This is a genomic window from Streptacidiphilus melanogenes, from assembly GCF_000787835.1.
In the GTDB taxonomy this organism is placed as follows: Bacteria; Actinomycetota; Actinomycetes; order Streptomycetales; family Streptomycetaceae; genus Streptacidiphilus; species Streptacidiphilus melanogenes.
This window is the reverse complement of sequence record NZ_BBPP01000013.1, coordinates 67,186-88,098: the sequence shown is the minus strand read 5'-3', so window position 1 is coordinate 88,098 and position 20,913 is coordinate 67,186. Positions and strand designations below refer to the sequence as shown.

Genomic DNA, 20,913 nt, shown 5'->3' with positions numbered 1-20,913 from the left:
GCAGTTCCCCGCGCCCCTGGGTGGTTGCAACCTAAGGCAAGGTTTCTTTGTACAAGCTCTTCTTCAACCTCGTCTTCAAGCGGCTGGACCCGGAGAAGGCGCACCACCTGGCGTTCTTCTGGATCCGCCTGGCGAGCTCGATCCCCGGGCTGCGCAGTCTCATGGCGGCCGCGCTGGCGCCGCGGGACCCGAAGCTCCGGACGAACGCGCTCGGGCTGGACCTGCCGGGCCCCTTCGGCCTGGCCGCCGGGTTCGACAAGAACGCCGTCGGGATCGACGGACTGACGATGCTCGGGTTCGACTACGTCGAGATCGGCACCGTCACCGCGCAGGCGCAGCCTGGGAACCCGACGCCGCGGCTGTTCCGGCTGATCGAGGACCGTGCGCTGATCAACCGGATGGGCTTCAACAACGAGGGCTCCGCCGCCGTCGCGGCGCGCCTCGCGGCCCGGCCGAAGAGTTCGAAGGCCGTCGTCGGCGTCAACATCGGCAAGACCAAGGTCGTCCCCGAGGCCGAGGCCGTCGGCGACTACGTCACCTCCACCGAGCGGCTCGCGCGTCACGCCGACTACTTCGTCGTCAACGTCAGCTCGCCGAACACCCCGGGACTGCGCAACCTGCAGGCCGTGGACCAGCTGCGGCCGCTGCTCAGCGCCGTGCGTCAAACCCTCGATGCGCAGACGCTCGACGCGACCGGGCACGTCCCGCTGCTGGTGAAGATCGCGCCCGACCTCGCGGACGCCGACATCGACGCCGTGGCCGACCTCGCGCTGGAGCTCCGGCTCGACGGCATCATCGCCACCAACACCACCATCGGCCGGGCCGGCCTGCGGACCGACGCAGCCAAGGTCGAGGCCATCGGCGCGGGCGGGCTCTCCGGCGCGCCGCTCAAGGCGCGTGCCGACGAGGTGCTGGAGCGTCTGTACGCCCGTACCGAGGGGCGGATCACGCTGGTCGCCGTCGGCGGGATCGAGACCGCCGAGGACGCCTGGCGGCGCATCCTCGCCGGGGCCTCGCTCGTCCAGGGCTACTCGGCGTTCATCTACGAGGGGCCGTTCTGGTGCCGTCGCATCCACAAGGGGCTTTCGGCGCTGCTGGCCGCGAGCCCGTATGCGACCCTGGGGGACGCGGTCGGCGCCGCTGCCCGCCGCTGACCGATCCGACGGGCTCCGACTGAGAGGCGAGCAGGCACGATGGCGCACCCGGTGCAACGGCAGGCCGAGATCCTGGAGCTCGCGCCGGTGGGCGCCTACCACCGGCTCGTGCTGCGGGCGGAGGGGATCGCCGAGCGCGTCCTGCCCGGTCACTTCGCCGCGCTCGCCGTGGACGGCGCCGACGGGTCGCTGCTGCTGCGCCGGCCCTTCTTCATCCACCGCGCCGATCCGGCGGAGGCCACGATCGAGGTGGTCTTCGCCGAGGCCGGGCGCGGCACCCGCGCGCTGGCGCAGCAGCGCGTCGGCGACGTCGTGGACGTGGTCGCGCCGCTCGGGAACGCGTTCGCGATCCCGACCGGGCCGGCGTCGGCGCTGATGGTGGCCGGCGGCCACGGCAGCGTGCCGCTGTTCGGCCTCGCGGAACGGATCACCGAGCAGGGCGGCTCGGTCGGCTTCATCCTCGGCGCGCCGACGGCCGACCGCCTCTTCGGCGTCGAGCAGGCCAGGGCGTTCACCCCGGACGTGCTGGTGACCACCGACGACGGCAGCTTCGGGATACGGGGGCAGATCACCCTGCCGCTCACCGAGGCGATGCGGGCCATAGAGGCGCGCGTCGTCTACGCCGCCGGGCCGACGGGGATGCTGCGGGCGGTGGCCGAGGTCTGCGCCCGCGAGGGCGTGCGCTGCTTCACCGCCGTGGAGCAGACGATGGCCTGCGGCGTCGGCGTCTGCATGACCTGCGTGCTGCCGGTCGTCGGCGATGACGGGGTCAGCCGCCTGGTGCGCTCCTGCGTGGACGGGCCGTGCTTCGACGGTTCGCGGGTGCGCTTTGACGACATCGGGGCGGTCCCGCCCGACCTCGAGGGTGCCGCGGCGATGGGAGAGCGCTGAGATGACCAGTGAGGGGATGACCGGCGCCGACAGGACCGTCTTCGTGAACACCGCCGCCGCGAGCACGGGAGGGACGGGAACGGGGGTGGCTCCCGAGGCCGTGGACCTGACCGCGCCCTTCGGCGGCGGCTCGCTGCCGAACCCGGTGACCACCGCGTCCGGCTGCGCCGGCTACGGGCGCGAGCTGGCCAAGTTCCTGCCGCTGGCGGAGCTCGGCTCGATCACCACCAAGACGATCATGCTCGCTCCCCGCTCCGGGCGGGCCACGCCCCGGATGGCGGAGACGGCGAGCGGCATGCTGAACGGCATCGGCCTGCAGGGCTCCGGCATCGAGTACTTCGTCTCCCACGAGCTGCCCTGGCTGGCCGAGCGCGGCGCGCGGGTGCTGGTGTCCGTCGCGGGGGAGCGGGTCGAGGAGTTCGCCGCGTGCGCGCGGGCGCTGAACGGGCAGCCGGGCGTGGTCGGGCTGGAGCTCAACCTCTCCTGCCCGAACGCCGACAACCGCGGTCTGGTCTTCGCCGCCAACCCGGCCACCGCCCACGACGTGGTCCAGGCGGTGCGCGAGGTCGCCGACCCGGCGCTGCCGGTCTACGCCAAGCTGGCGCCCGACGTCACCTCGGTCACCGACGTGGCCAAGGCGTGCGTCCGCGCGGGCGCCGACGGGCTGTCCATGATCAACACCCTGCCCGGCGTCGTCATCGACACCGACACCCTGCGGCCGCGCCTGGCCGGGACCGTCGGCGGGCTCTCCGGACCGGCGATCCGGCCGGTCGCGGTGCACTGCGTCTACGAGGTGCACGCCGCGATGCGGGCGGGGGAGTGCGCCGCCGTGCCGATCCTCGGCATGGGCGGCATCCGCACCGGCCTGGACGCGCTCGAGTTCGTCCTCGCGGGCGCCTCGGGCGTCGCGGTGGGCACCGCGGTCTTCAACGACCCCACGACGCCGCTGCGCGTCCTGGACGAGCTGCGCGAGGCCCTCGCCGCGCGCGGCTTCGCCAAGCTGACGGACGCCGTCGGCCTGGCCCATCACCACTGAGAAGAGGAATACCGAGAATGACCCCCTTCGGAGCCCGGCTGCGCCAGGCCATGGACGACCGCGGCCAGCTCTGCGTCGGCATCGACCCGCACGCCGCGCTGCTCGGCGCCTGGGGTCTCGGCGACGACGTGGCCGGTCTGGAGCGCTTCTCGCGGACCGTCGTGGAGGCGCTGGCCGACCGCGTGGCGGTGCTGAAGCCGCAGGCGGCCTTCTTCGAGCGGTTCGGCAGTCGCGGCGTCGCCGTGCTGGAGCGGAGCGTCGCCGAGGCGCGCGCGGCCGGTGCGCTGGTGGTGATGGACGCCAAGCGCGGCGACATCGGCTCGACCATGGCCGCCTATGCGGAGGCGTTCCTCGCCGAGTCCAGCCCGCTGTTCTCCGACGCGCTGACGGTCTCGCCCTACCTCGGCTTCGGCTCCCTGCAGCCCGCCGTGGACCTGGCCCGCAAGAGCGGCTCCGGCCTTTTCGCGCTGGCGCTGACCTCCAACCCTGAGGGCGCCTCGGTCCAGCGTGCGGTCGGCGCCGAGGGCCGGACGGTCGCGCAGTCGATCCTGGCGCAGCTGGCCGCCGAGAACGCGGGAGCCGAGCCGCTCGGCTCCTTCGGCGCGGTGGTGGGCGCGACGCTGAGCGACGTGGACGAGGCGGACCTGGTGATCAACGGTCCGCTGCTGGCCCCGGGGGTCGGCGCGCAGGGGGCGACCATGGCGGACATCCCGCGCGTCTTCGGCGGGGCGGCCCGCAACGTCGTGCCGAGCGTCTCCCGGGACGTGCTCAGGCACGGCCCGTCCGTGCGGGGGCTGCGGGACGCCGCGCAGCGCTTCGTCGACGAGATCCGGGCGGCCGTCCAGGCGTGAAGATGTCGTGAACGGGCGGTGAGGGCGCTGAGCTGCATGTTCGCCGACAGTGCCGTTTTGTACCGAAAAATCCGCACCGATCGCCTCGGAAGCGCTCCTGAGCAGGACTTTTCTGCTCTTTTCCCTGACGGAAGGCCTGAACAGCGGTAGGGTCCGGCCATAGGTAGTGAGGGAGGACCCCTTCCCCCACCGACCTGCACAAAGTCCTGTTCCATTCATTCGAAGTACTGAGGTGAACGGCGTGGCACTTCCGCCCCTTACCCCTGAGCAGCGCACGGCTGCGCTCGCCAAGGCAGCTGAGGCTCGCCGGGAGCGCGCCGAGATCAAGAACCGGCTCAAGCACAGCGGCGCCTCCCTGCACGAGGTCATCAAGGCGGGCCAGGAGAACGACGTCATCGGCAAGATGAAGGTCTCCGCCCTGCTCGAGTCCCTCCCGGGCGTCGGCAAGGTCCGGGCGAAGCAGATCATGGAGCGTCTCGGCATCTCCGAGTCGCGCCGGGTCCGCGGTCTCGGAACGAACCAGATCGCCTCGCTGGAGCGCGAGTTCGGCGGCGCTGCCTCCTGACCCCACTCCCTCGTGCCGTCCGGTGGTTCGAGAACTCTCGCAGTTACTGGATAATCGGTGCATGAGTGAACGTCCGCGGCTGACCGTGCTCTCCGGCCCCTCCGGGGTCGGCAAGAGCACGGTCGTCGCTCATATGCGCAAGGCACACCCCAAGGTCTGGCTCTCCGTCTCCTGCACGACCCGCAAGCCGCGGCCCGGGGAGAAGAACGGCGTCCAGTACCACTTCGTCGACGACGACCAGTTCGACAAGCTCATCGCCAACGGCGAGCTGCTGGAGTGGGCGACCTTCGCCGGCAACCGCTACGGCACGCCCCGGCTGGAGGTGCTGCGGCGGCTGGAGTCCGGCGAGCCCGTGCTGCTGGAGATCGACCTGCAGGGCGCGCGCCAGGTGCGCGAGTCCATGCCGGAGGCGCAGCTCGTCTTCCTCGCGCCCCCGTCCTGGGAGGAGCTGGTCCGCCGCCTCACCGGCCGCGGCACCGAGTCCCCGGAGGTCATCGAGGAGCGCCTCGCGACGGCCCGGGTGGAGCTCGCGGCCGAGAGCGAGTTCGACACGACCCTTGTCAACACGTCCGTCGAGGATGTAGCGGCCGAGCTGCTAGCCTTGATGCGCGTAGTCTGATCTTTTTGGATTTTTCTTTCTTCGTTCGGAAGGTTCCCGCGTGTCCTCTTCGATGACAGCGCCCGAAGGCATCATCAACCCGCCGATCGATGAGCTGCTCGAGGCCACCGACTCCAAGTACAGCCTGGTGATCTACGCGGCCAAGCGCGCGCGTCAGATCAACGCCTACTACTCCCAGCTGGGCGAGGGCCTGCTGGAGTACGTCGGCCCGCTCGTCGACACCCACGTGCACGAGAAGCCGCTGTCGATCGCGCTGCGCGAGATCAACGCCGGTATGCTCACCGCCGAGGCCGTCGAGGCGCCGCAGTAGGCAGCACCTGGTCTCTGGGCTTGAAACGCCGCGGAACATCGGATCAACCCGACGTTCCGCGGCGTTTTCCATGGTGTCGTCACAGCCGTCGCAGTCGCAGTCGTTGATCGGAGTGGGTCGGGGTGTCCGGTAAGAACGTGGTCCTCGGGGTCAGCGGCGGGATCGCCGCCTACAAGGCGTGCGAGCTGCTGCGGCGTTTCACGGAGTCCGGCCACTCGGTGCGGGTGGTGCCGACGGACTCGGCGCTGCACTTCGTCGGCGCCGCCACCTGGTCCGCCCTGTCGGGGCAGCCGGTCTCCACCGAGGTGTGGGAGACCGTGCACGAGGTCCCGCACGTGCGCATCGGCCAGCACGCCGACCTGCTGGTCGTCGCCCCCGCCACCGCCGACATCATGGCGAAGGCCGCGCACGGCCTGGCCGACGACCTGTTGACGAACACCCTGCTCACCGCCCGCTGTCCGGTCGTCTTCGCCCCGGCCATGCACACCGAGATGTGGGAGCACCCGGCCACCCAGGAGAACGTCGCCACGCTGCGCCGCCGCGGCGCGATCGTCATCGAGCCCTCCGTCGGCCGGCTGACCGGCGTGGACACCGGCAAGGGCCGCTTCCCGGAGCCGGAGGCGATCTTCGACCTCTGCCGCCGCGTGCTCGACCGCGGCCCCGAGGTCGTGGCGACCGATCTGGCCGGCCGCCACGTGGTGGTCTCCGCCGGTGGCACGCGGGAGCCGCTGGACCCGGTGCGCTTCCTCGGCAACATCTCCTCGGGCCGTCAGGGCTATGCCATCGCCGCCGTCGCCGCCGCGCGCGGCGCCAAGGTGACGCTGGTGGCCGCCAACACCGAGCTGCCGGACCCGGCCGGGGTGGACGTGGTCCGCGTCGGCACCGCGCTGGAGCTGCGGCAGGCCGTGCTGGGCGCCGCCGCGACCGCCGACGCCGTCGTGATGGCCGCCGCCGTCGCCGACTTCCGGCCGGCGAACTTCGCCGCGCAGAAGATCAAGAAGGTCGAGGGCGTCGAACCCGCGCCGGTCGAACTGGTGCGCAACCCCGACGTGCTGGCGGAGATCTCGGCGGAGCGGCAGCGTCCCGGGCAGGTCGTGGTGGGCTTCGCCGCGGAGACCAACGACGCGCTCGTCAACGGCCGTGCCAAGCTCGCCCGGAAGAAGTGCGATCTGCTGGTCGTCAACGAAGTGGGTGAGGACCGCGCCTTCGGCAGCGCCAACAACGAGGCCGTGGTGCTGGGCTCCGACGGCTCGGAAAGGCCGGTCCCGTACGGGCCGAAGGCCGCTCTGGCCGACCTTCTGTGGGACCTGGTCGCCGCCCGACTCGCCTGATCAGGGCCGGTGGCGGAGCCTTCGGGGCGGCCGGGTGCCCGAAAGGTGATCCACAACATGAGATCGGATGGACGCAAATAGCGGTCTGTTCGTTACACTCCGGTCAGTAGTTCTCCAAGTCTTTCCGGACCGCCGGGCAATCCCGCCCGACCGGTTCAGTCAGCAGCCGCTGCAACCCAGGGAGCGCTGTGTCTCGCCGCCTGTTCACTTCCGAGTCTGTGACCGAGGGTCACCCGGACAAGATCGCTGACCAGATCAGCGACACCATCCTCGACGCCCTGCTGAAGGACGACCCGTCCTCGCGCGTCGCCGTGGAGACGCTGATCACCACCGGCCAGGTCCACGTCGCGGGCGAGGTCACCACGACCGCCTACGCGCCGATCGCCCAGCTGGTGCGCGACAAGATCCTGGAGATCGGTTACGACTCCTCCAAGAAGGGCTTCGACGGCGCCTCCTGCGGCGTCTCGGTCTCGATCGGCGCGCAGTCCCCGGACATCGCCCAGGGCGTCGACAGCGCGTACGAGAACCGCGTCGAGGGCGACGAGGACGAGCTGGACAAGCAGGGCGCCGGCGACCAGGGCCTGATGTTCGGCTACGCGTGCGACGACACGCCCGAGCTGATGCCGCTGCCGATCTACCTGGCCCACCGCCTGTCGGCCCGCCTGTCCGAGGTCCGCAAGAACGGGACCATCCCCTACCTGCGCCCGGACGGGAAGACCCAGGTCACCATCGAGTACGACGGCGACAAGGCCGTCCGCCTCGACACCGTGGTCGTCTCCTCCCAGCACGCCTCGGACATCGACCTCGAGTCGCTGCTGACCCCGGACATCCGCGAGTTCGTCGTGGAGCCGGAGCTGAAGGCGCTGGCCGAGCGCGGGATCGAGCTCGAGGTCGACGGCTACCGCCTGCTGGTGAACCCGACCGGCCGTTTCGAGATCGGCGGCCCGATGGGCGACGCCGGCCTCACCGGTCGCAAGATCATCATCGACACCTACGGCGGCATGGCCCGTCACGGCGGCGGCGCGTTCTCCGGCAAGGACCCGTCCAAGGTCGACCGCTCCGCCGCGTACGCGATGCGCTGGGTCGCCAAGAACATCGTCGCGGCCGGTCTGGCCACGCGCGCCGAGGTCCAGGTCGCCTACGCGATCGGCAAGGCCGAGCCCGTCGGCCTGTTCGTGGAGACCTTCGGCACCGAGACCGTCCCGGTGCTGAAGATCCAGGCTGCCGTCACCAAGGTCTTCGACCTGCGCCCGGCCGCCATCATCCGGGACCTGGACCTGCTCCGCCCGATCTACTCCCAGACCGCCGCCTACGGCCACTTCGGCCGTGAGCTGCCGGACTTCACCTGGGAGCGCACCGACCGCGTCGAGGCCCTGAAGAAGGCTGTCGCGGAGTAGTTCCAGCAGTTTTCGCTCTCCGGAAGGGGTGCGGGGCCTTGGCCTCGCACCCCTTTCGCGCGCATTTTCCGCCCACGGAGGGTGTCGGTGCGACCGCAGAGCGCGAGATGCGACGTGACGTGGGCCACACGAAACAGAGGTCTACTAGCGGGAATAGGAGTCCTCACCCGTCGGACTAAGCGTCAGCACGCCGATAAGTCCTTTTTGTCCACTATGGGCGGTCGTAATTGGGCCCCTTGCGCCTTTTGGGCCAGTTCACGCAGGGTGGTTGATGTCAGGCCGCACCGGCCGGGCGAGAGCCCCCGGAGCCCCGATTGATCGGGTGCCTGACCACCTACCCCCTAGAAACAGAGGTTCCGCTTCCGTATGGCTTTCAAGATTCGTTCGCTGCGCACCCTGTCCGCCTCGATCGCCGGCGCCGGCATCCTCGCCTCCGCCGCCGTCATGGGCGTCGGCGGTGCCGCCCACGCCGCCACGGCCATCGCGCCGAACGAGGCGCAGTCGCTCGCCGCGTCGATCGTGCCGGCCGACCAGCTCTCCTCGTTCGACCAGATCATCTCCCACGAGAGTGGCTGGAACGTCACCGCGACCAACGCCTCGTCCGGCGCCTACGGCCTGGGTCAGGCCCTGCCGGGCTCCAAGATGGCCTCCGCCGGCGCCGACTGGCAGACCAACCCGACCACCCAGATCAAGTGGGCGCTGAGCTACATGAACTCCACCTACGGCAGCCCGAACGCCGCCTGGTCGTTCTGGCAGGCCCACGGCTGGTACTGATCGAGCCGACAGCGCACAAACCTGAGGCAGGGCCCGTCCGAATGGACGGGCCCTGCCTCTTTGTCGTCTCCCTGCCGGGGCGGTCGCCTACGTCTCGTCCTCCGCACAGATCGCCGAGACGAACTCCGCGACGCGCGCCTGCGGCATGTGACGGGCCACGTCGGCCTCGCTGATCATGCCGATCAGCTTGTGGCCGGGGTGGTCGATCACCGGCAGCCGCCGGACCCGGTGCTGCTCCATCACCCGCAGCACCTGCTCGATGTCGTCCTCGCCCTCGATGGTGAGCGGGCGGCCCTCGGCCATCTCGCCGGCCGTGGTGGCGGACGGGTCCAGGCCTGCCGCGATGCACTTCACCACGATGTCGCGATCGGTGATGATGCCGAGCAGCCTGTCGTTCTCGCCGCAGATGGGCAGAGCGCCCACACCGCGGTCCCGCATGAGCTTGGCCGCCGTGGCCAGCGACTCGTGCTCGGTGACGCACTGGGCGCCGGGGTGCATGATCTCCTGGGCTGTGGTCATCTTGCGGCCTCCTGTGATGCGGCCAGCAGTCACCACCATCGTAGGCTTCCTCTGGTGAGCCCACGCCTTCCGGTGCTGCGCACCGCCCGTCTGCGACTGCTGCGCCCGATGCCCGAGGATCTGGCCGGGCTCGTCGCCCTCCATGGCGATCCGGAGACCAACCGCCACAACCCCGACGGTCCCCTCTCCCCGGAGAGGTGCGAGCAGTGGCTCGCCGCCTGGAGTGCGGACTGGGAGCGCGACGGCTTCGGGTACTTCTGCGTGGTGGCGGACGAGGCGCCGGAGGAGATCCTCGGCGTCGCCGGTCTCAAGGTCTCCACCGTCGCGTTGGCCGGTGCCCCGGCGTTCCCGGTGCTCAACCTCTACTACCGCTTCCGGCCCTCGGTCTGGGGCCGCGGCCTGGCCGTGGAGGCGACCGGCGCCGCGCTCGACCAGGTGCGCCCGCTCCGCGCCGACCTGCCCGTCTGCGCGGTGATCCGCGCGGGCAACCTGCCCTCCCGCCGCCTGGCTGCGCGCCTTGGCCTGCACGAGACCGGCGAGGTGGACACGGCGGGTCGGCACGTCCACCTGCTGGGGCCGGCCGGATCGCGTCTGCGTGAGTAGGCGGCGGTTCAGAAGCCGCGCGTGCGGCGCACGCGGCGCACGCGGCGCCGGCGGCGGTACAGGAGAGCGAGGCCGAGCGTCAGCACGACCAGGGCGCCGAGCGCGAGCGGTTCCAGGATTCCGTCGCCCGGCTGGGAGAGCCCCGACTGGTGGAACGTGTCCGGTTCCGGCAGCGCCGCCCATCGGCTGAGCGGCCAGACGACGACGTCGGCCCGGCCGACCACGTCCGAGACCGGCACGAAGCCGCCGCCGTGTCCGCGCAGGCGCTGCGTCCGGGAGTCGGCGGAGTCGTCGCGGTGGTCGCCCATCACCCACAGGTCACCCGCGGGCACGACGACCGTTCCGACCGCGTCGTCGTCGCAGGGCGTCGCGGAGGGGTAGAGGTAGGGCTCGTGCAGGATGACGCCGTTCACCCGCAGCGGCTGCCCCGCACGGCAGCTGACCGTGTCGCCGCCGACCGCGATCACCCGCTTGATCAGGTAGTTCTCGTCGGCGGAGGGCATCAGCCCGATGTCGCTGAGCGCGTTCTGCACGTAAGCGCCGACGCCGTTGTGCGGTGTCGGCGCCTCGGCGGTGTCGTCCAGCCAGTGGCCGGGGTCCTTGAACACCACCACGTCGCCCCGGGCGGGCTCGGCTCCGAACCACGGGCTGAACTTGTCCACGAGCACGCGGTCGCCCTTGAGCAGGGTGTTGTTCATCGACCCCGACGGGATCGAGAAGGCCTGGAAGAAGAAGGTCTTCACGACCAGCGCGATGACGACCGCCGCGACGACGACGATCGCGGAATCGCGCAGGAGCGATCGCCTGGCACGCCGAGATTCAGCCACTGTGTTCCCCCCACCGAGAAGTGACCCCGCCCATTCAACGCCGGTGAGTTCCCAGGCCCGTCCGATGTCCGGCGACCCCTCGCCGCCAAGGTCTGAATCATGGTTCACTTCTTCCATGGCCTACCGCGAGACCCCTGCCGTGCGGATGCGGCTCGACGCCGCCCGCGAGCGGCTCGTCACCGAGGCGACGGCCGTGGTCGCCGAGGTCGGATGGGCCGGCGCGTCGGTCGGTGTGGTCGCCGCCGCGGCGGGGATGTCCGCCGGCTCGGTGTACCAGCACTTCGCCTCGAAGACCGCGCTCGCCGTCGAGGTGTTCCGGCGGGCCGCAGGGCGCGAGGTCGAGGTGCTGGGCGCGGTGCTGCGCGACGGCGGCGGGGACGCCGTCGCCCGGCTCGCCTGCGGTGTCGAGATCTTCGCGCGGCGTGCGTTCGAACGACGCGGGCTCGCCTACGCGCTGCTGGCCGCGCCTGCCGACGAGGCGGTCTGCGCCGAGCGGCTGGAGTTCCGCCACCGCTACCGCGCCCTCTTCGCGGAGGTCGTGCGCGAGGGCACCGCGGCCGGGCTGCTGCCGCCCCAGGACCCGGAGGTGACCGCCGCCGCGCTGACCGGAGCGGTCGGCGAGGTACTGGTCGACCCGCTCGCCGTCCCCGGCACCGACGCCGCCGCCGAGGCGCTGCTCGCCGAACTGACCGCCATGGCGCTGCGCTGCGCCGGAGCACGAACCGTCCAAGGAGGCACCGATGACCGCTGACACGCCGCGCAGCGAACCGCTGGCCCGCACGCACGAGGTGACCAACCAGCCGCCGCCGCTGGCCGGCCACGACGTCGCCGCCGATCCGGTGCTGCTGGAGGGCCTGCACCGCGAGGGCGCCGGCTGGTACGAGGAGGACCTGCACCGCGTCGGGCGGCTGGCCGGCAGTGAGGAGGTCCAGCACTGGGCCGACCAGGCCAACCGTCAGGAGCCGGAGCTGCGCACCCACGACCGGTACGGCCACCGCGTCGACGAGGTCGAGTTCCACCCCGCCTACCACCGGCTGATGGACGTCGCCGTGCGCGAGGGCCTCGCCGGTGCGCCCTGGGCCGACGCCCGGCCCGGCGCCCATGTCGCCCGCGCAGCGGGTTTCATGACGTGGAGCACGCCGGAGTCCGGGCACGGCTGCCCGATCTCGATGACCTACGCGGTCATTCCCGCGCTGCGCACCCAACCCGAACTCGCGGCCCAGTACGAGCCGTTGCTCACCAGCAGGGTCTACGACCCGGGCCTTTCCGCCCCCTTGGGCAAGCGCGGTCTGCTCGCCGGGATGGGCATGACGGAGAAGCAGGGCGGCACCGACGTCCGGGCCAACACCACCACCGCGGCCCCGAGCGCCGACGGCAGTTGGCGGCTGCGCGGCCACAAGTGGTTCACCAGCGCACCGATGAACGACCTCTTCCTGGTGCTGGCCCAGGCCCCCGGCGGGCTCTCCTGCTTCCTGGTGCCGCGCGTGCTGCCCGAAGGCAGCCGCAACACCTTCCGCATCCAGCGGCTCAAGGACAAGCTCGGCAACCGCTCGAACGCCAGCAGCGAGCCGGAGTTCGACGACACCGTGGCCTGGCTGGTCGGCCCGCAGGGCCAGGGCGTGCGGACCATCATCGGCATGGTCGCCGCGACCCGCCTCGACTGCGTCCTCGGCTCGGCCTCCGGCATCCGCGCCGCGCTCGCCCAGGCCGACCACCACGTGCGCCACCGCTCGGTGTTCGGCGCGAAGCTGATCGACCAGCCGCTGATGCGCAACGTCGTCGCCGACCTCGCGCTGGAGTCCGAGGCCGCCACGACGCTGGCGCTGCGCCTCGCCGGCGCGACGGACCGCGCGCAGCGCGGTGACGCGCAGGAGCGGGCCTTCCTGCGGCTGGCGACCGCCGTCGGCAAGTACTGGGTCTGCAAGCGGCAGCCAGCCGCCGTGGCCGAAGCGCTGGAATGCCTGGGTGGCAACGGCTATGACGAGGCGTCAGGCATGCCGCGGCTCTACCGTGACGCGCCGCTCAACGGCATCTGGGAGGGCTCGGGCAACGTCCAGGCGCTGGACGTGCTGCGCGCGCTGGCCCGCGAGCCCGAGGCCGTGCACGCGTTCGCGGCCGAGATCGAGGCCGCGAAGGGCGCGGACGCGCGCCTCGACGCCGCATGGGAGCAGGCCCGCGCCCAGCTGACCGCCGCCGCGGCGGCCGCGCCCGGCGACGTCCAGTTCGGCGCCCGCCGCCTGGTCGAGTCCCTCGCCCTGGTCCTCCAGGGCTCCCTCCTGGTCCGCCACGCCCCGCACGCCGTCTCGGACGCCTTCTCCGCCTCCCGCCTCACCCCGGACCGCGGCCTCGCCTTCGGGACCCTCCCCGACGGCCTGGCCCTGGACGGCCTCCTGGCCCGAACCCCGGTGGGCCTGCGGGGCTGACGCCCGGGCGGACGTTTCGACGTGCCGGACCTGGCGTGGTCGGGGTGCGGGCGGCGGCGGTTGTCGTGCGGGCCCAACCTCGGCGCCGGGGGCGCGAGGGAACAAGCCGTCGAGCAGGGCAGTCATGGTGGTTCCCAGGGCCGCGGGCGGGCCGACGTGGCGGAGCGGGGCGCGGGCGGGACACCCCCGCGGCTGTGACAGGCTGGGCACCCGTGAGCCCTCTCCGTCTGCCGTCCCGCTGGACCCGCACGCTCGACGCCTCGGGCGTCACCGAGCCCGCGCTGCGCGCCGATTACGGTGCCCAGCGCGGGGCGGTGCTGCGTTTCAAGCCCGAGGCGTACCTGGCCGTTCGCCTGCTCGTGCCGTCGGAGCTGGTGCCGCATGTCGTGGTCGCGACGGCGTTCATGCACCGGACCGACGACCTGCTGGACTCCGCCGAGCCGGTGGCGCGGCGCCGCGAGGCCTTCGGCGGGTGGGAGCGGGCGGTGCGGGCCGCGCTCGCGGGAGCGCCCGCGTCCGAGGATCCACTCGTGCGGGCGCTGGCGCACAGCTGCGCCGTGCTCCCGCCGCTCGGCGAGCACATCGCGGCCTTCCTGGACACCGCCCTGACCGACCTCGACTTCGACGGCTTCGCGACGGAGGCGGACTACCAGGCCTACGTCGACGCGTACTCGCTGCCCGCCGTCCTGGTGGTGGCGAGCGTCCTCGCGCCGGTGACGGCGCCGATGCGTGCCGCCTGCCGGGCCTGGATCGACGGCGGTCAGCGGCTCGACTTCGTCACCGACCTCGCCGAGGACCTGGCGGCCGACCGTCTGACGATCCCCCAGGAGACGCTGAAGGCCTTCTCCGTCACCAGGGAGGACCTCGTCGCCGCCCGCGACACCGAGGAGGTGCGGGCCCTGTTGACGCACCTCCTGGACCTCTCCGAGGCGTCCCTGGCCGAGGGGCGCGCGCTGGCGGAGCTGACCCCGCCCGCGACGCGCCCCATGGTCCGCGCCATGCTCGGCCTCGACGACCTCACCGCCCGCGCCGCCCGCGCGAAGGGCCCGGCCCTGCTGCGCGGCGGCGTCCGTCCGTCCGTCCCGAGCGCGCTGCGGTTGCTGCTCCGTGAGCTGGCGGCACGTTAGTTCCGCGCGCCAGGAGAGGGCCTAGCCGCGGACGATCTGTGCTCCGCGGATGTCGACCGGCAGGGTCGGGAAGCCGTCGCCCGGGCCGTTCTGGTCGTCTTCGCCGGCGGCGGCGATCCTGGCCAGGACGTTCATGCCGGAGGTGACGCGCCCGAAGGGCGTGTACGCGGGGGAGAGCTTGGTGTCCTTCCAGACGAAGAAGAACTGGCTGCCGTTGGTGTTCGGCCCGGCGTTGGCCATCGCCACGGTCCCCGCGGGGTACGTCGCGCCGGCCAGGTTCTCGTCGTTGAAGGAGTAGCCGGGCGCGCCGCTGCCCGTGCCGGTCGGGTCGCCGCACTGGAGGACGTAGATCCGCTGGGTGGTCAGGCGGTGGCAGTGGGTCCGGTCGTAGAAGCCGTGCTGGGCCAGGAAGCGGAACGAGAAGGTCGTGCACGGCGCCGCGGCCGTGAGCGCCTGGAAGGTGATCGTGCCCTGGCTGGTGTGCAGCTTCACCGAGAAGGGCTGCGCGGCCTTGTGCGCGTCGAAGACGGGGATGCCCTTGAAGCGGTCCGCCGGGACGGAGGCGACGAAGCCGCAGGGGTCGGCGGCGGACACGGCGTGGGCGTGGGTCGCCGCCGCGTGCGGGGCCGGGGCGAGGCTCTCGCTGCCCGCGCCGCCGGAGGCGTCGGCCGCCGCGGAGGTGCCCAGCCCGAGCACGAGCGCGGAGGCGGCGGCGAGCGGGAGCCAGCGGCGGCGGTGCGGTGCGGCGGTGGTGCGGTTCCGGCGCGGGAGCGAGAACAGGGACGGCATCAAAGGGTCCTTCCGAGGGACGTCGGTGTCCGTTCTTGGCATGACCCCACAGAACTTCCCCACCGCGCGCACGACTACGCGCGTCCGCCGCGCCGCGCGTACGGTGGAGGTGTCCGGCGGGAGGTACCTCCAGCTCAGCCGGGGTCGTGACCACGGAGGTGGACACACGATGAAACTGCTCCAACGACACAAGAAGCCCGCCCAGCCCACGGCGGCCACGCCCGGCGTCCGCGCCGACGAGGTCGTCGACAGCGAGGGCGGCAGCTTCCACCACGCGGCCCAGCAGCCGCTCGTCGACATCGCGCCGTACGCGTCCGACACCCGCTACCGGCTGGTGCGGCTGGGCGGCGGCCAGACCGAGCCGCTGGCCCGGGAGGAGTTCGTGCCGCGCGTGCACCAGCTCTACCCGGAGCTCGATCTCGACGACGCGGAGCTCGTCCACTGGGCCGACCGGCCGTGGGAGTGGCCGCCCTGGCACCCGGGCACAGCCTGACCTCGTGCCGTAGGCCGTACGGCACCGGATGCCCCGGACCCGGCAGGGCCCGGGGCATCCCCGTGCCCGCCGCCGGGCCGGGGCCCCGCCTGCGACCCCGCGCCCACCGGGCTTCGGCCGATCGGACGGCGCTGGGCGCGCGGCGGCAGGGTGGGGCGTGAAGAATGGGGAGGAAGTTCCCTCACGGCGCGAGCTGCACGGCGCAGCCGGCGCACACGACCGGCGGGCGCGCGGTCGGCTGTCTTCTGGGCGGTTACCTGGCGATGCGATCCGAGGAACAGGGCAGCGCGCAGCCGAGCGGCGGCGGGCTCATCCCCGGTCGCGACGGCGGCGGGATCAGCCCCGGTCGCGGCGCGGCCGGGGCGGAGACGCGCCCGGCCAGCCTGATGACGATACCGATCGCCACCGCGCTGATCCTGGACGACGGAACGATTCTGCACTGGAGCGACGACGCGCAGTCGCTGCTCGGATACAGCCCGGCCGAGGCGATCGGCAGCCGGGCCGCGGACCTGCTGGCCACGCCCGAGAACCGGGAGCAGGTGCTCTCGCTGTTCGGGTCCATCGTCGCCGGACGGGACTGGTCCGGCGTCTTCCCGGTACGCCACCGGGACGGCCACATGGTCAACCTCGAGTTCCGCACCCATCCGCTGAGCGGCCCCAACGGTCACCCGTTGGTGCTGGCCGTCGCCTCCGACGTGCGGTCGCTGCGCCGGCTGGAGTCGGATCTGGCGGTGCTGGACAGCTTCTTCACCCAGGCCCCCGTCGGCATGGCCGTCTACGACGAGCAGCTGCGCTACGTGCGCCTCAACGACGCCCTCGCCCGGATGAACGGGGTCCCGGTCGAGGAGCACCTGGGCCGCCGCGTCACCGAGGTGCTGCCGGGGCTGAACGCCGAGGAGATCGAGGCGGTGATGGCGGCGGTGCTGGCGGGCGGCGATCCGGTGGTCGACGCCCGCTCGCACGGCCTCACCCCGGGGGACCCGGACCGCGAGCGCGCCTGGTCCGCGTCGTACTTCCGGCTGGAGGAGCCGAGCGGGCGGGTGCTGGGCGTCAGCTCGACGATCGTGGACGTCACGGCCCGCTTCCGCGCCGAGCAGCGGGCCGCGATGGCCCGCGAGCGTCTGGAGGTCCTCTCGGACGCCAGCGCCCGCATCGGCACGACCCTGGAGCTCGACCGCACCGCCCGCGAGCTGGTCGAAGCGATGGTGCCGCGCGTCGCGGACGTGGCCGGGGTCTTCGTCCTGGACCATCTGGTCGCCCCCGGCGCGGGCGACGGGCACCCGGAGCACCATCCGCACCCGGAGCCGAGCCCGAACACACGCCGGGGACCCCAGTTCGACGAGGAGCGGGGCGGAAAGCGGGACGGCGCCCCGGCCGGCCGGTCCGGTGGTTCGCCGAGGTCCGTGCGGCGCCTCGCCGTCGCGGGCCTGGACGCGGACACCGGAGCCGCGCGGGAGGCGGGCGCGCAGCGCGGCGAGGTCCTGTCCGTCCCGGCGCGTTCCGGCTACGCCGTCGCCATGGGCACCGGGCGTACCGTCACCCTCCCGGCCGAGCAGGCCAACGGACTGCTGGCCACCCTGCTCGGCGCCACCCGGGGCGGGGACGCCCACACCAGGGACCGTGCCGGGGACGCCGGTCTGGCCGGACCGGTGCGGATCACGCCGCTGGTGGCCCGCGGCACCGTCCTCGGCATGGTCGTCTACCTGCGCCGACAGGGCCGGGAGGCGTTCGAGGACGAGGACGTGACCCTCGGCGACGAGCTGGCGTCCCGCGCCGCCGTCGCCATCGACAACGCCCGGCTGTACCTGCGGGAGCACCAGACCCTGCTCGCCCGCCAGACTGCCCTGCAGGAGGCGAACGCCAACCGCAGACGGCTGGCGCTCGTCAACGAGGCCTCCGCGCGGATCGGCACGACGCTCGACGTGCAGCGGACCGCGCAGGAGCTGGCCGAGGTCGCCTCCGGCGGGCTCGCCGACAGCGTCGTCGTGGAGATCCTGGAGGACATCGCCCAGAACGACCACGGCGCCATCGAGCCGCGCGGACCGGCCGACCGCTCCGCGCTGCTGCGGCGGCTCGGCTTCCACAGTGCCGCGGGCGTGGACGTCCGGCCGGTCGCGACGCTCGGCAGTGTGCACCGGTTCCATCCCGCCACGCCCTACGCCTGGTGCCTGGCCCACCGCAGACCGGTGCTGGTGCCGGAGCTCGACCAGCAGGCGATGCGCTGGTTCGACGCCGACCCGCTGCGAGCCAAGGCCGTCCGGGCGGAGGGCCTGCGCTCTTTCATGATCGTGCCGCTGATCGCGCGCGGCGCAGCCCTCGGCGTCGCCTGCTTCTACCGGACCGTCACCGAGCGCCCCTACGACCAGGAGGACCTCGCCCTCGCCGGTGAACTCGCCGCCCGCGCGGCTGTCGCGATCGACAACGCCCGCCTGTTCACCCGCGAACGTGACGCTTCGACCGCCCGCGAACAGGCACTGGTCGAGGCCCAGGCCGCGCAGGAACGGCTCGCCCTGCTGAACGACGCCAGCAGCCAGATCGGCACCACGCTGGACCTGCAGCGCACCGCGGAGGAACTCGTCGAGCTGGTGGTGCCGCGGTTCGCCGACTTCGTCACCGTGGATCTGCTCGACGCCGTCTTCCAGGACGGCTCCGCCGAGGAGGGCCAGCCACTCATGCCCGAGGACGGGCGGGTGCTGCTGCGCGCGGTGGCCGTCGGCGAGATCACCGGTCACACCCTCGGCTCGGCCGCCGACCAGGTGGGCCAGGTCTCGCGTTCGGCCGCGGTCTACGCCGAGAGCCTGCGCACCGGCCGGTCGATCCTGATCGAGGAGGTCGACGAGGAGGCGATGTTCCGGATCACCGCCCACGTGGACCGCGTCGAGCCGGCCATCGAGGCGGGGCTCCACTCGTACCTGATGGTCCCGCTGCTGGCGCGTGGTCAGGTCCTCGGCGGCGCCGAGTTCATACGGATGCGCAACAACCCGGTGCCCTTCGACGAGGCCGACGTCGCGCTTGCCGAGGAGCTCACCTCCCGTGCGGCGGTCGCGATCGACAACGCCCGCCTGTACCGGCGTGAGCGCAACACCGCGCTGATGCTCCAGCACAGTCTGCTGCCGCAGGAGATCCGCACCACGCCAGGCCTCGACATCGCCTACCGCTACCTGCCCGCGAGCGTCATCAGCGAGGTCGGCGGCGACTGGTTCGACGTCATCCCGCTCTCCTGCGGGCGGGTCGCCCTCGTCGTCGGCGACGTCATGGGCCACGGCATGCGCGCCGCCGCCAGCATGGGCCAACTGCGCACCGCCGCGCGGACGCTGATCGGCATGGACCTCGCCCCCGACCGGGTGCTGCGCCGCCTCGACGAGACCGCCGCCGCGATGGGCGAGGGCCAGTTCGCCACCTGCGTCTGTGCCGTCTTCGACCCGTTGGACGGCCGGGTGGTCCTCGCCTCGGCCGGCCATCTCCCGCCTGTCCTGGTCGAACCGGACGGCGCCGCGCAGCTGCTGATCCTGCCGACCGGCGCGCCGCTCGGCGTCGGCGGCGTCCCCTTCGAGGCGGTGACCTTCACCCTGCCAGGGGACGCGCGGCTGTGCCTCTACACCGACGGGCTGGTCGAACGCCGGGGCCGGGACCTCGACGTGGGCCTGGAGCTGCTGCGGGACACCGTCGCCGAGCACCGCGACTCGCTGGAGCAGAGCTGCGACGCGGTCCTGGAAGCCCTGGCGGCGGGCAACAGCGAGGACGACATCGCCGTCATCCTGGCGCGCGTGCTGCCGCGCCGCCCCGACTGGATCGCCGTGCTGGAACTCTCCGACGACCCCGAGGTGGTGGGCCAGGCCCGCCGCTTCGTGCGCAGGACGCTGGCGGCCTGGCAGCTGACCGGCCTGACGGACGTGGCGCAGCTGCTGGTCAGCGAGCTCGTCAGCAACGCGCTGCTGCACGCGGGCCACCCCACGCAGCTGCGGCTGATCCGCGACCGCGTCCTCAGCATCGCCGTCGCGGACACGGACGCCCGCACGCCCCGCGTCCGCCACGCGGACGCGGACGACGAGGGCGGCCGGGGCATGCACCTCATCAACGAACTCGCCTACCGCTGGGGCAGTCGAGGGACGGCGGACGGCAAGCTGGTCTGGCTGGAACTGGAGATCCCCATGGGCACCGGCGCGACCCTCGGCCGCCCCCTCGGCCCCTCCCTCGGTGAGGGCGCGCCGTAGCGTCGCGCCGACCGGGTGCGGCCTACCCCGCCGTGGCGGGGCTGATCACGGCGGCCGTGCCGTAGGCGCAGACCTCCGTGCCGACACCGGCGGCGTCGGAGACGTCGAAGCGCATCATCAGGATGGCGTTCGCGCCCCGGGCGCGGGCCTGTTCGACCAGGCGGTCCATCGCCTGGTTGCGGCTGGCGACCAGGGTCTTGGTGAGGCCGCGCAGCTCGCCGCCGGCGAGGGACTTCAGGCTGGCCCCGATCTGGCTGCCGACGTTGCGCGAACGCACCGTCAGGCCGAAGACCTCGCCGAGGATGTTGTCCACCCGGAAGCCGGGGACGTCGTTGGTCGTCACGACCAGCACGTCCGCCGTGTGCTGCCCGCCGCTGTAGTCGCTGATGTCCGTCATATGGCCATTGTGTGGTTCACGCGTAGCCGAGGAAGTGGCCGACACGCGCGCCCCGCGTGTCGTAGAGGTCGATGACGGAGATGCGCTGCCCGGGGGCGATCGGGACGACCGTGCCCTCGGTCGACGTGCCCGGGAGACGGACGGCGTCGCCCTGCCGCGTGGTGCCGTCGGCGAAGGTGATGACCACGCGCGTGACCGTGTTCAGGCCGAACACGGTCAGCAGACGCAGGTTGCTCCCGTGGGCGATGTGCACGCCGACATCGCTGTCCGGTCGGCTCTCGCCCGCGGGGACGCAGTCGGTCCAGTAGCCGGCCGGGGCGTCCACCTGGGCGCCGCCGATCGTCAGGTGCTGGCAGATGTTCGGGCCGCCCACGGAGACCTGCGCGTCCCAGGCGATCCCGTCCAGAGTGCCCGAGCCGATGCTCAGCACCGCCTGACCCGGCGGGGACGCGGACGTGGTCGGTGACCCGCTCGGGGCGGCCGTGTGTGCGGGAGCCGGTCGGACGGTGGCCCCCGCCGTGGTCTCGCTCCGGGAGGCCGGGTCGAGACCACCTACGAGCCCCGGCACGGTCACGCACAGCGCAGCCACGGCC

Annotated in this window: 21 protein-coding genes; 16 read left to right on the top strand and 5 right to left on the bottom strand. The window is 72.6% G+C overall.

Translation table 11 applies throughout. The features are described from left to right. The first annotated feature begins 47 nt into the window (after positions 1–47). The 10 genes from TR49_RS16725 to TR49_RS16680 all read left to right on the top strand — a co-directional run bounded on the left by TR49_RS16725 (position 48) and on the right by TR49_RS16680 (position 8,928). The gene (locus TR49_RS16725) at positions 48–1,154 is read left to right on the top strand and encodes a quinone-dependent dihydroorotate dehydrogenase (RefSeq protein ID WP_042382495.1); all 1,107 of its coding nucleotides are present in this window, start codon (positions 48–50) and stop codon (positions 1,152–1,154) included. A 39-nt stretch (positions 1,155–1,193) separates the two neighbouring features. Beyond that, positions 1,194–2,045 (top strand): dihydroorotate dehydrogenase electron transfer subunit, encoded by an 852-nt coding sequence (locus TR49_RS16720; protein ID WP_042382493.1) that lies wholly within the window; start codon positions 1,194–1,196, stop codon positions 2,043–2,045. A 1-nt stretch (position 2,046) separates the two neighbouring features. Then, positions 2,047–3,081: a dihydroorotate dehydrogenase gene (locus tag TR49_RS16715; RefSeq protein ID WP_236653402.1), complete on the top strand. Its 1,035-nt coding sequence runs from the start codon at positions 2,047–2,049 to the stop codon at positions 3,079–3,081. A gap of 17 nt (positions 3,082–3,098) precedes the next feature. Next, the gene (pyrF, locus tag TR49_RS16710; RefSeq protein ID WP_042382492.1) at positions 3,099–3,932 is read left to right on the top strand and encodes an orotidine-5'-phosphate decarboxylase; all 834 of its coding nucleotides are present in this window, start codon (positions 3,099–3,101) and stop codon (positions 3,930–3,932) included. A gap of 241 nt (positions 3,933–4,173) precedes the next feature. Further along, entirely contained in the window at positions 4,174–4,497 is a 324-nt protein-coding gene (mihF, locus tag TR49_RS16705) for an integration host factor, actinobacterial type (protein WP_042372926.1), read from the top strand. 22 nt (positions 4,498–4,519) lie between these two features. Then, positions 4,520–5,116, top strand: a complete 597-nt coding sequence (gene gmk, locus TR49_RS16700; protein WP_500808184.1) for a guanylate kinase — start codon at positions 4,520–4,522, stop codon at positions 5,114–5,116. A 40-nt stretch (positions 5,117–5,156) separates the two neighbouring features. Continuing rightward, positions 5,157–5,426 (top strand): DNA-directed RNA polymerase subunit omega, encoded by a 270-nt coding sequence (rpoZ, locus tag TR49_RS16695; RefSeq protein WP_042382490.1) that lies wholly within the window; start codon positions 5,157–5,159, stop codon positions 5,424–5,426. A 122-nt stretch (positions 5,427–5,548) separates the two neighbouring features. Beyond that, complete coding sequence (coaBC, locus tag TR49_RS16690) at positions 5,549–6,757, top strand: bifunctional phosphopantothenoylcysteine decarboxylase/phosphopantothenate--cysteine ligase CoaBC (protein ID WP_042382489.1); 1,209 nt, start codon at positions 5,549–5,551, stop codon at positions 6,755–6,757. Positions 6,758–6,945: 188 nt separating this feature from the next. Beyond that, positions 6,946–8,154, top strand: coding sequence for a methionine adenosyltransferase (gene metK / locus TR49_RS16685; RefSeq protein WP_042382487.1), 1,209 nt, complete (start codon positions 6,946–6,948; stop codon positions 8,152–8,154). Between the two features lie 366 nt (positions 8,155–8,520). Next, positions 8,521–8,928 (top strand): aggregation-promoting factor C-terminal-like domain-containing protein, encoded by a 408-nt coding sequence (locus TR49_RS16680; RefSeq protein WP_042382485.1) that lies wholly within the window; start codon positions 8,521–8,523, stop codon positions 8,926–8,928. An 87-nt stretch (positions 8,929–9,015) separates the two neighbouring features. Here the strand turns inward: TR49_RS16680 and TR49_RS16675 are convergent, their stop codons facing one another. After that, positions 9,016–9,447 (bottom strand): CBS domain-containing protein, encoded by a 432-nt coding sequence (locus TR49_RS16675; protein WP_042382483.1) that lies wholly within the window; start codon positions 9,445–9,447, stop codon positions 9,016–9,018. A gap of 54 nt (positions 9,448–9,501) precedes the next feature. On the opposite strand from TR49_RS16675, the gene TR49_RS16670 reads away from it, so the two are divergent. Continuing rightward, the gene (locus TR49_RS16670; protein WP_042382481.1) at positions 9,502–10,050 is read left to right on the top strand and encodes a GNAT family N-acetyltransferase; all 549 of its coding nucleotides are present in this window, start codon (positions 9,502–9,504) and stop codon (positions 10,048–10,050) included. A gap of 8 nt (positions 10,051–10,058) precedes the next feature. Here the strand turns inward: TR49_RS16670 and lepB are convergent, their stop codons facing one another. Further along, positions 10,059–10,877: a signal peptidase I gene (lepB, locus tag TR49_RS16665; RefSeq protein ID WP_042382479.1), complete on the bottom strand. Its 819-nt coding sequence runs from the start codon at positions 10,875–10,877 to the stop codon at positions 10,059–10,061. Positions 10,878–10,992: 115 nt separating this feature from the next. Here lepB and TR49_RS16660 point away from each other — a divergent pair, with 115 nt between their 5' ends. The 3 genes from TR49_RS16660 (at position 10,993) to TR49_RS16650 (ending at position 14,427) form a co-directional block, all read left to right on the top strand. Further along, positions 10,993–11,628: a TetR/AcrR family transcriptional regulator gene (locus TR49_RS16660; RefSeq protein WP_042382477.1), complete on the top strand. Its 636-nt coding sequence runs from the start codon at positions 10,993–10,995 to the stop codon at positions 11,626–11,628. Beyond that, entirely contained in the window at positions 11,618–13,300 is a 1,683-nt protein-coding gene (locus TR49_RS16655; RefSeq protein ID WP_042382476.1) for an acyl-CoA dehydrogenase family protein, read from the top strand. Before TR49_RS16660 ends, TR49_RS16655 begins: the two co-directional genes overlap by 11 nt. A 212-nt stretch (positions 13,301–13,512) precedes the next feature. Continuing rightward, positions 13,513–14,427: a phytoene/squalene synthase family protein gene (locus TR49_RS16650; protein WP_236653401.1), complete on the top strand. Its 915-nt coding sequence runs from the start codon at positions 13,513–13,515 to the stop codon at positions 14,425–14,427. Between the two features lie 21 nt (positions 14,428–14,448). Here TR49_RS16650 and TR49_RS16645 read toward each other — a convergent pair whose 3' ends face one another. Then, positions 14,449–15,216 (bottom strand): peptidylprolyl isomerase, encoded by a 768-nt coding sequence (locus TR49_RS16645; RefSeq protein WP_042382473.1) that lies wholly within the window; start codon positions 15,214–15,216, stop codon positions 14,449–14,451. Between the two features lie 169 nt (positions 15,217–15,385). Here TR49_RS16645 and TR49_RS45640 point away from each other — a divergent pair, with 169 nt between their 5' ends. Next, positions 15,386–15,709 carry a hypothetical protein gene (locus TR49_RS45640; protein ID WP_236653400.1) on the top strand — a complete coding sequence of 108 codons (324 nt, stop codon included), beginning with the start codon at positions 15,386–15,388 and terminating at the stop codon, positions 15,707–15,709. A 263-nt stretch (positions 15,710–15,972) separates the two neighbouring features. Further along, positions 15,973–19,923 (top strand): SpoIIE family protein phosphatase, encoded by a 3,951-nt coding sequence (locus TR49_RS45635; RefSeq protein WP_236653399.1) that lies wholly within the window; start codon positions 15,973–15,975, stop codon positions 19,921–19,923. Between the two features lie 22 nt (positions 19,924–19,945). On the opposite strand, the gene TR49_RS16630 is transcribed toward TR49_RS45635, so the two are convergent. Continuing rightward, positions 19,946–20,320 (bottom strand): YbjQ family protein, encoded by a 375-nt coding sequence (locus TR49_RS16630; RefSeq protein WP_042382472.1) that lies wholly within the window; start codon positions 20,318–20,320, stop codon positions 19,946–19,948. A 16-nt stretch (positions 20,321–20,336) separates the two neighbouring features. After that, positions 20,337–20,913 (bottom strand): hypothetical protein (locus TR49_RS16625; protein ID WP_439654106.1); only part of this gene is annotated, 577 nt, incomplete at its 5' end.

Bases quoted from the DNA above. Each gene is read 5' to 3' on its own strand.
- TR49_RS16675 (WP_042382483.1), bottom strand. From the start codon at position 9,447: ATGACCACAGCCCAGGAGATCATGCACCCCGGCGCCCAGTGCGTCACC.
- TR49_RS16630 (WP_042382472.1), bottom strand. From the start codon at position 20,320: ATGACGGACATCAGCGACTACAGCGGCGGGCAGCACACGGCGGACGTG.
- TR49_RS16715 (WP_236653402.1), top strand. From the start codon at position 2,047: ATGACCAGTGAGGGGATGACCGGCGCCGACAGGACCGTCTTCGTGAAC.
- TR49_RS45635 (WP_236653399.1), top strand. From the start codon at position 15,973: ATGCGATCCGAGGAACAGGGCAGCGCGCAGCCGAGCGGCGGCGGGCTC.
- TR49_RS16655 (WP_042382476.1), top strand. From the start codon at position 11,618: ATGACCGCTGACACGCCGCGCAGCGAACCGCTGGCCCGCACGCACGAG.
- TR49_RS16645 (WP_042382473.1), bottom strand. From the start codon at position 15,216: ATGCCGTCCCTGTTCTCGCTCCCGCGCCGGAACCGCACCACCGCCGCA.
- TR49_RS45640 (WP_236653400.1), top strand. From the start codon at position 15,386: ATGAAACTGCTCCAACGACACAAGAAGCCCGCCCAGCCCACGGCGGCC.
- TR49_RS16720 (WP_042382493.1), top strand. From the start codon at position 1,194: ATGGCGCACCCGGTGCAACGGCAGGCCGAGATCCTGGAGCTCGCGCCG.
- TR49_RS16680 (WP_042382485.1), top strand. From the start codon at position 8,521: ATGGCTTTCAAGATTCGTTCGCTGCGCACCCTGTCCGCCTCGATCGCC.
- pyrF (WP_042382492.1), top strand. From the start codon at position 3,099: ATGACCCCCTTCGGAGCCCGGCTGCGCCAGGCCATGGACGACCGCGGC.
- TR49_RS16660 (WP_042382477.1), top strand. From the start codon at position 10,993: ATGGCCTACCGCGAGACCCCTGCCGTGCGGATGCGGCTCGACGCCGCC.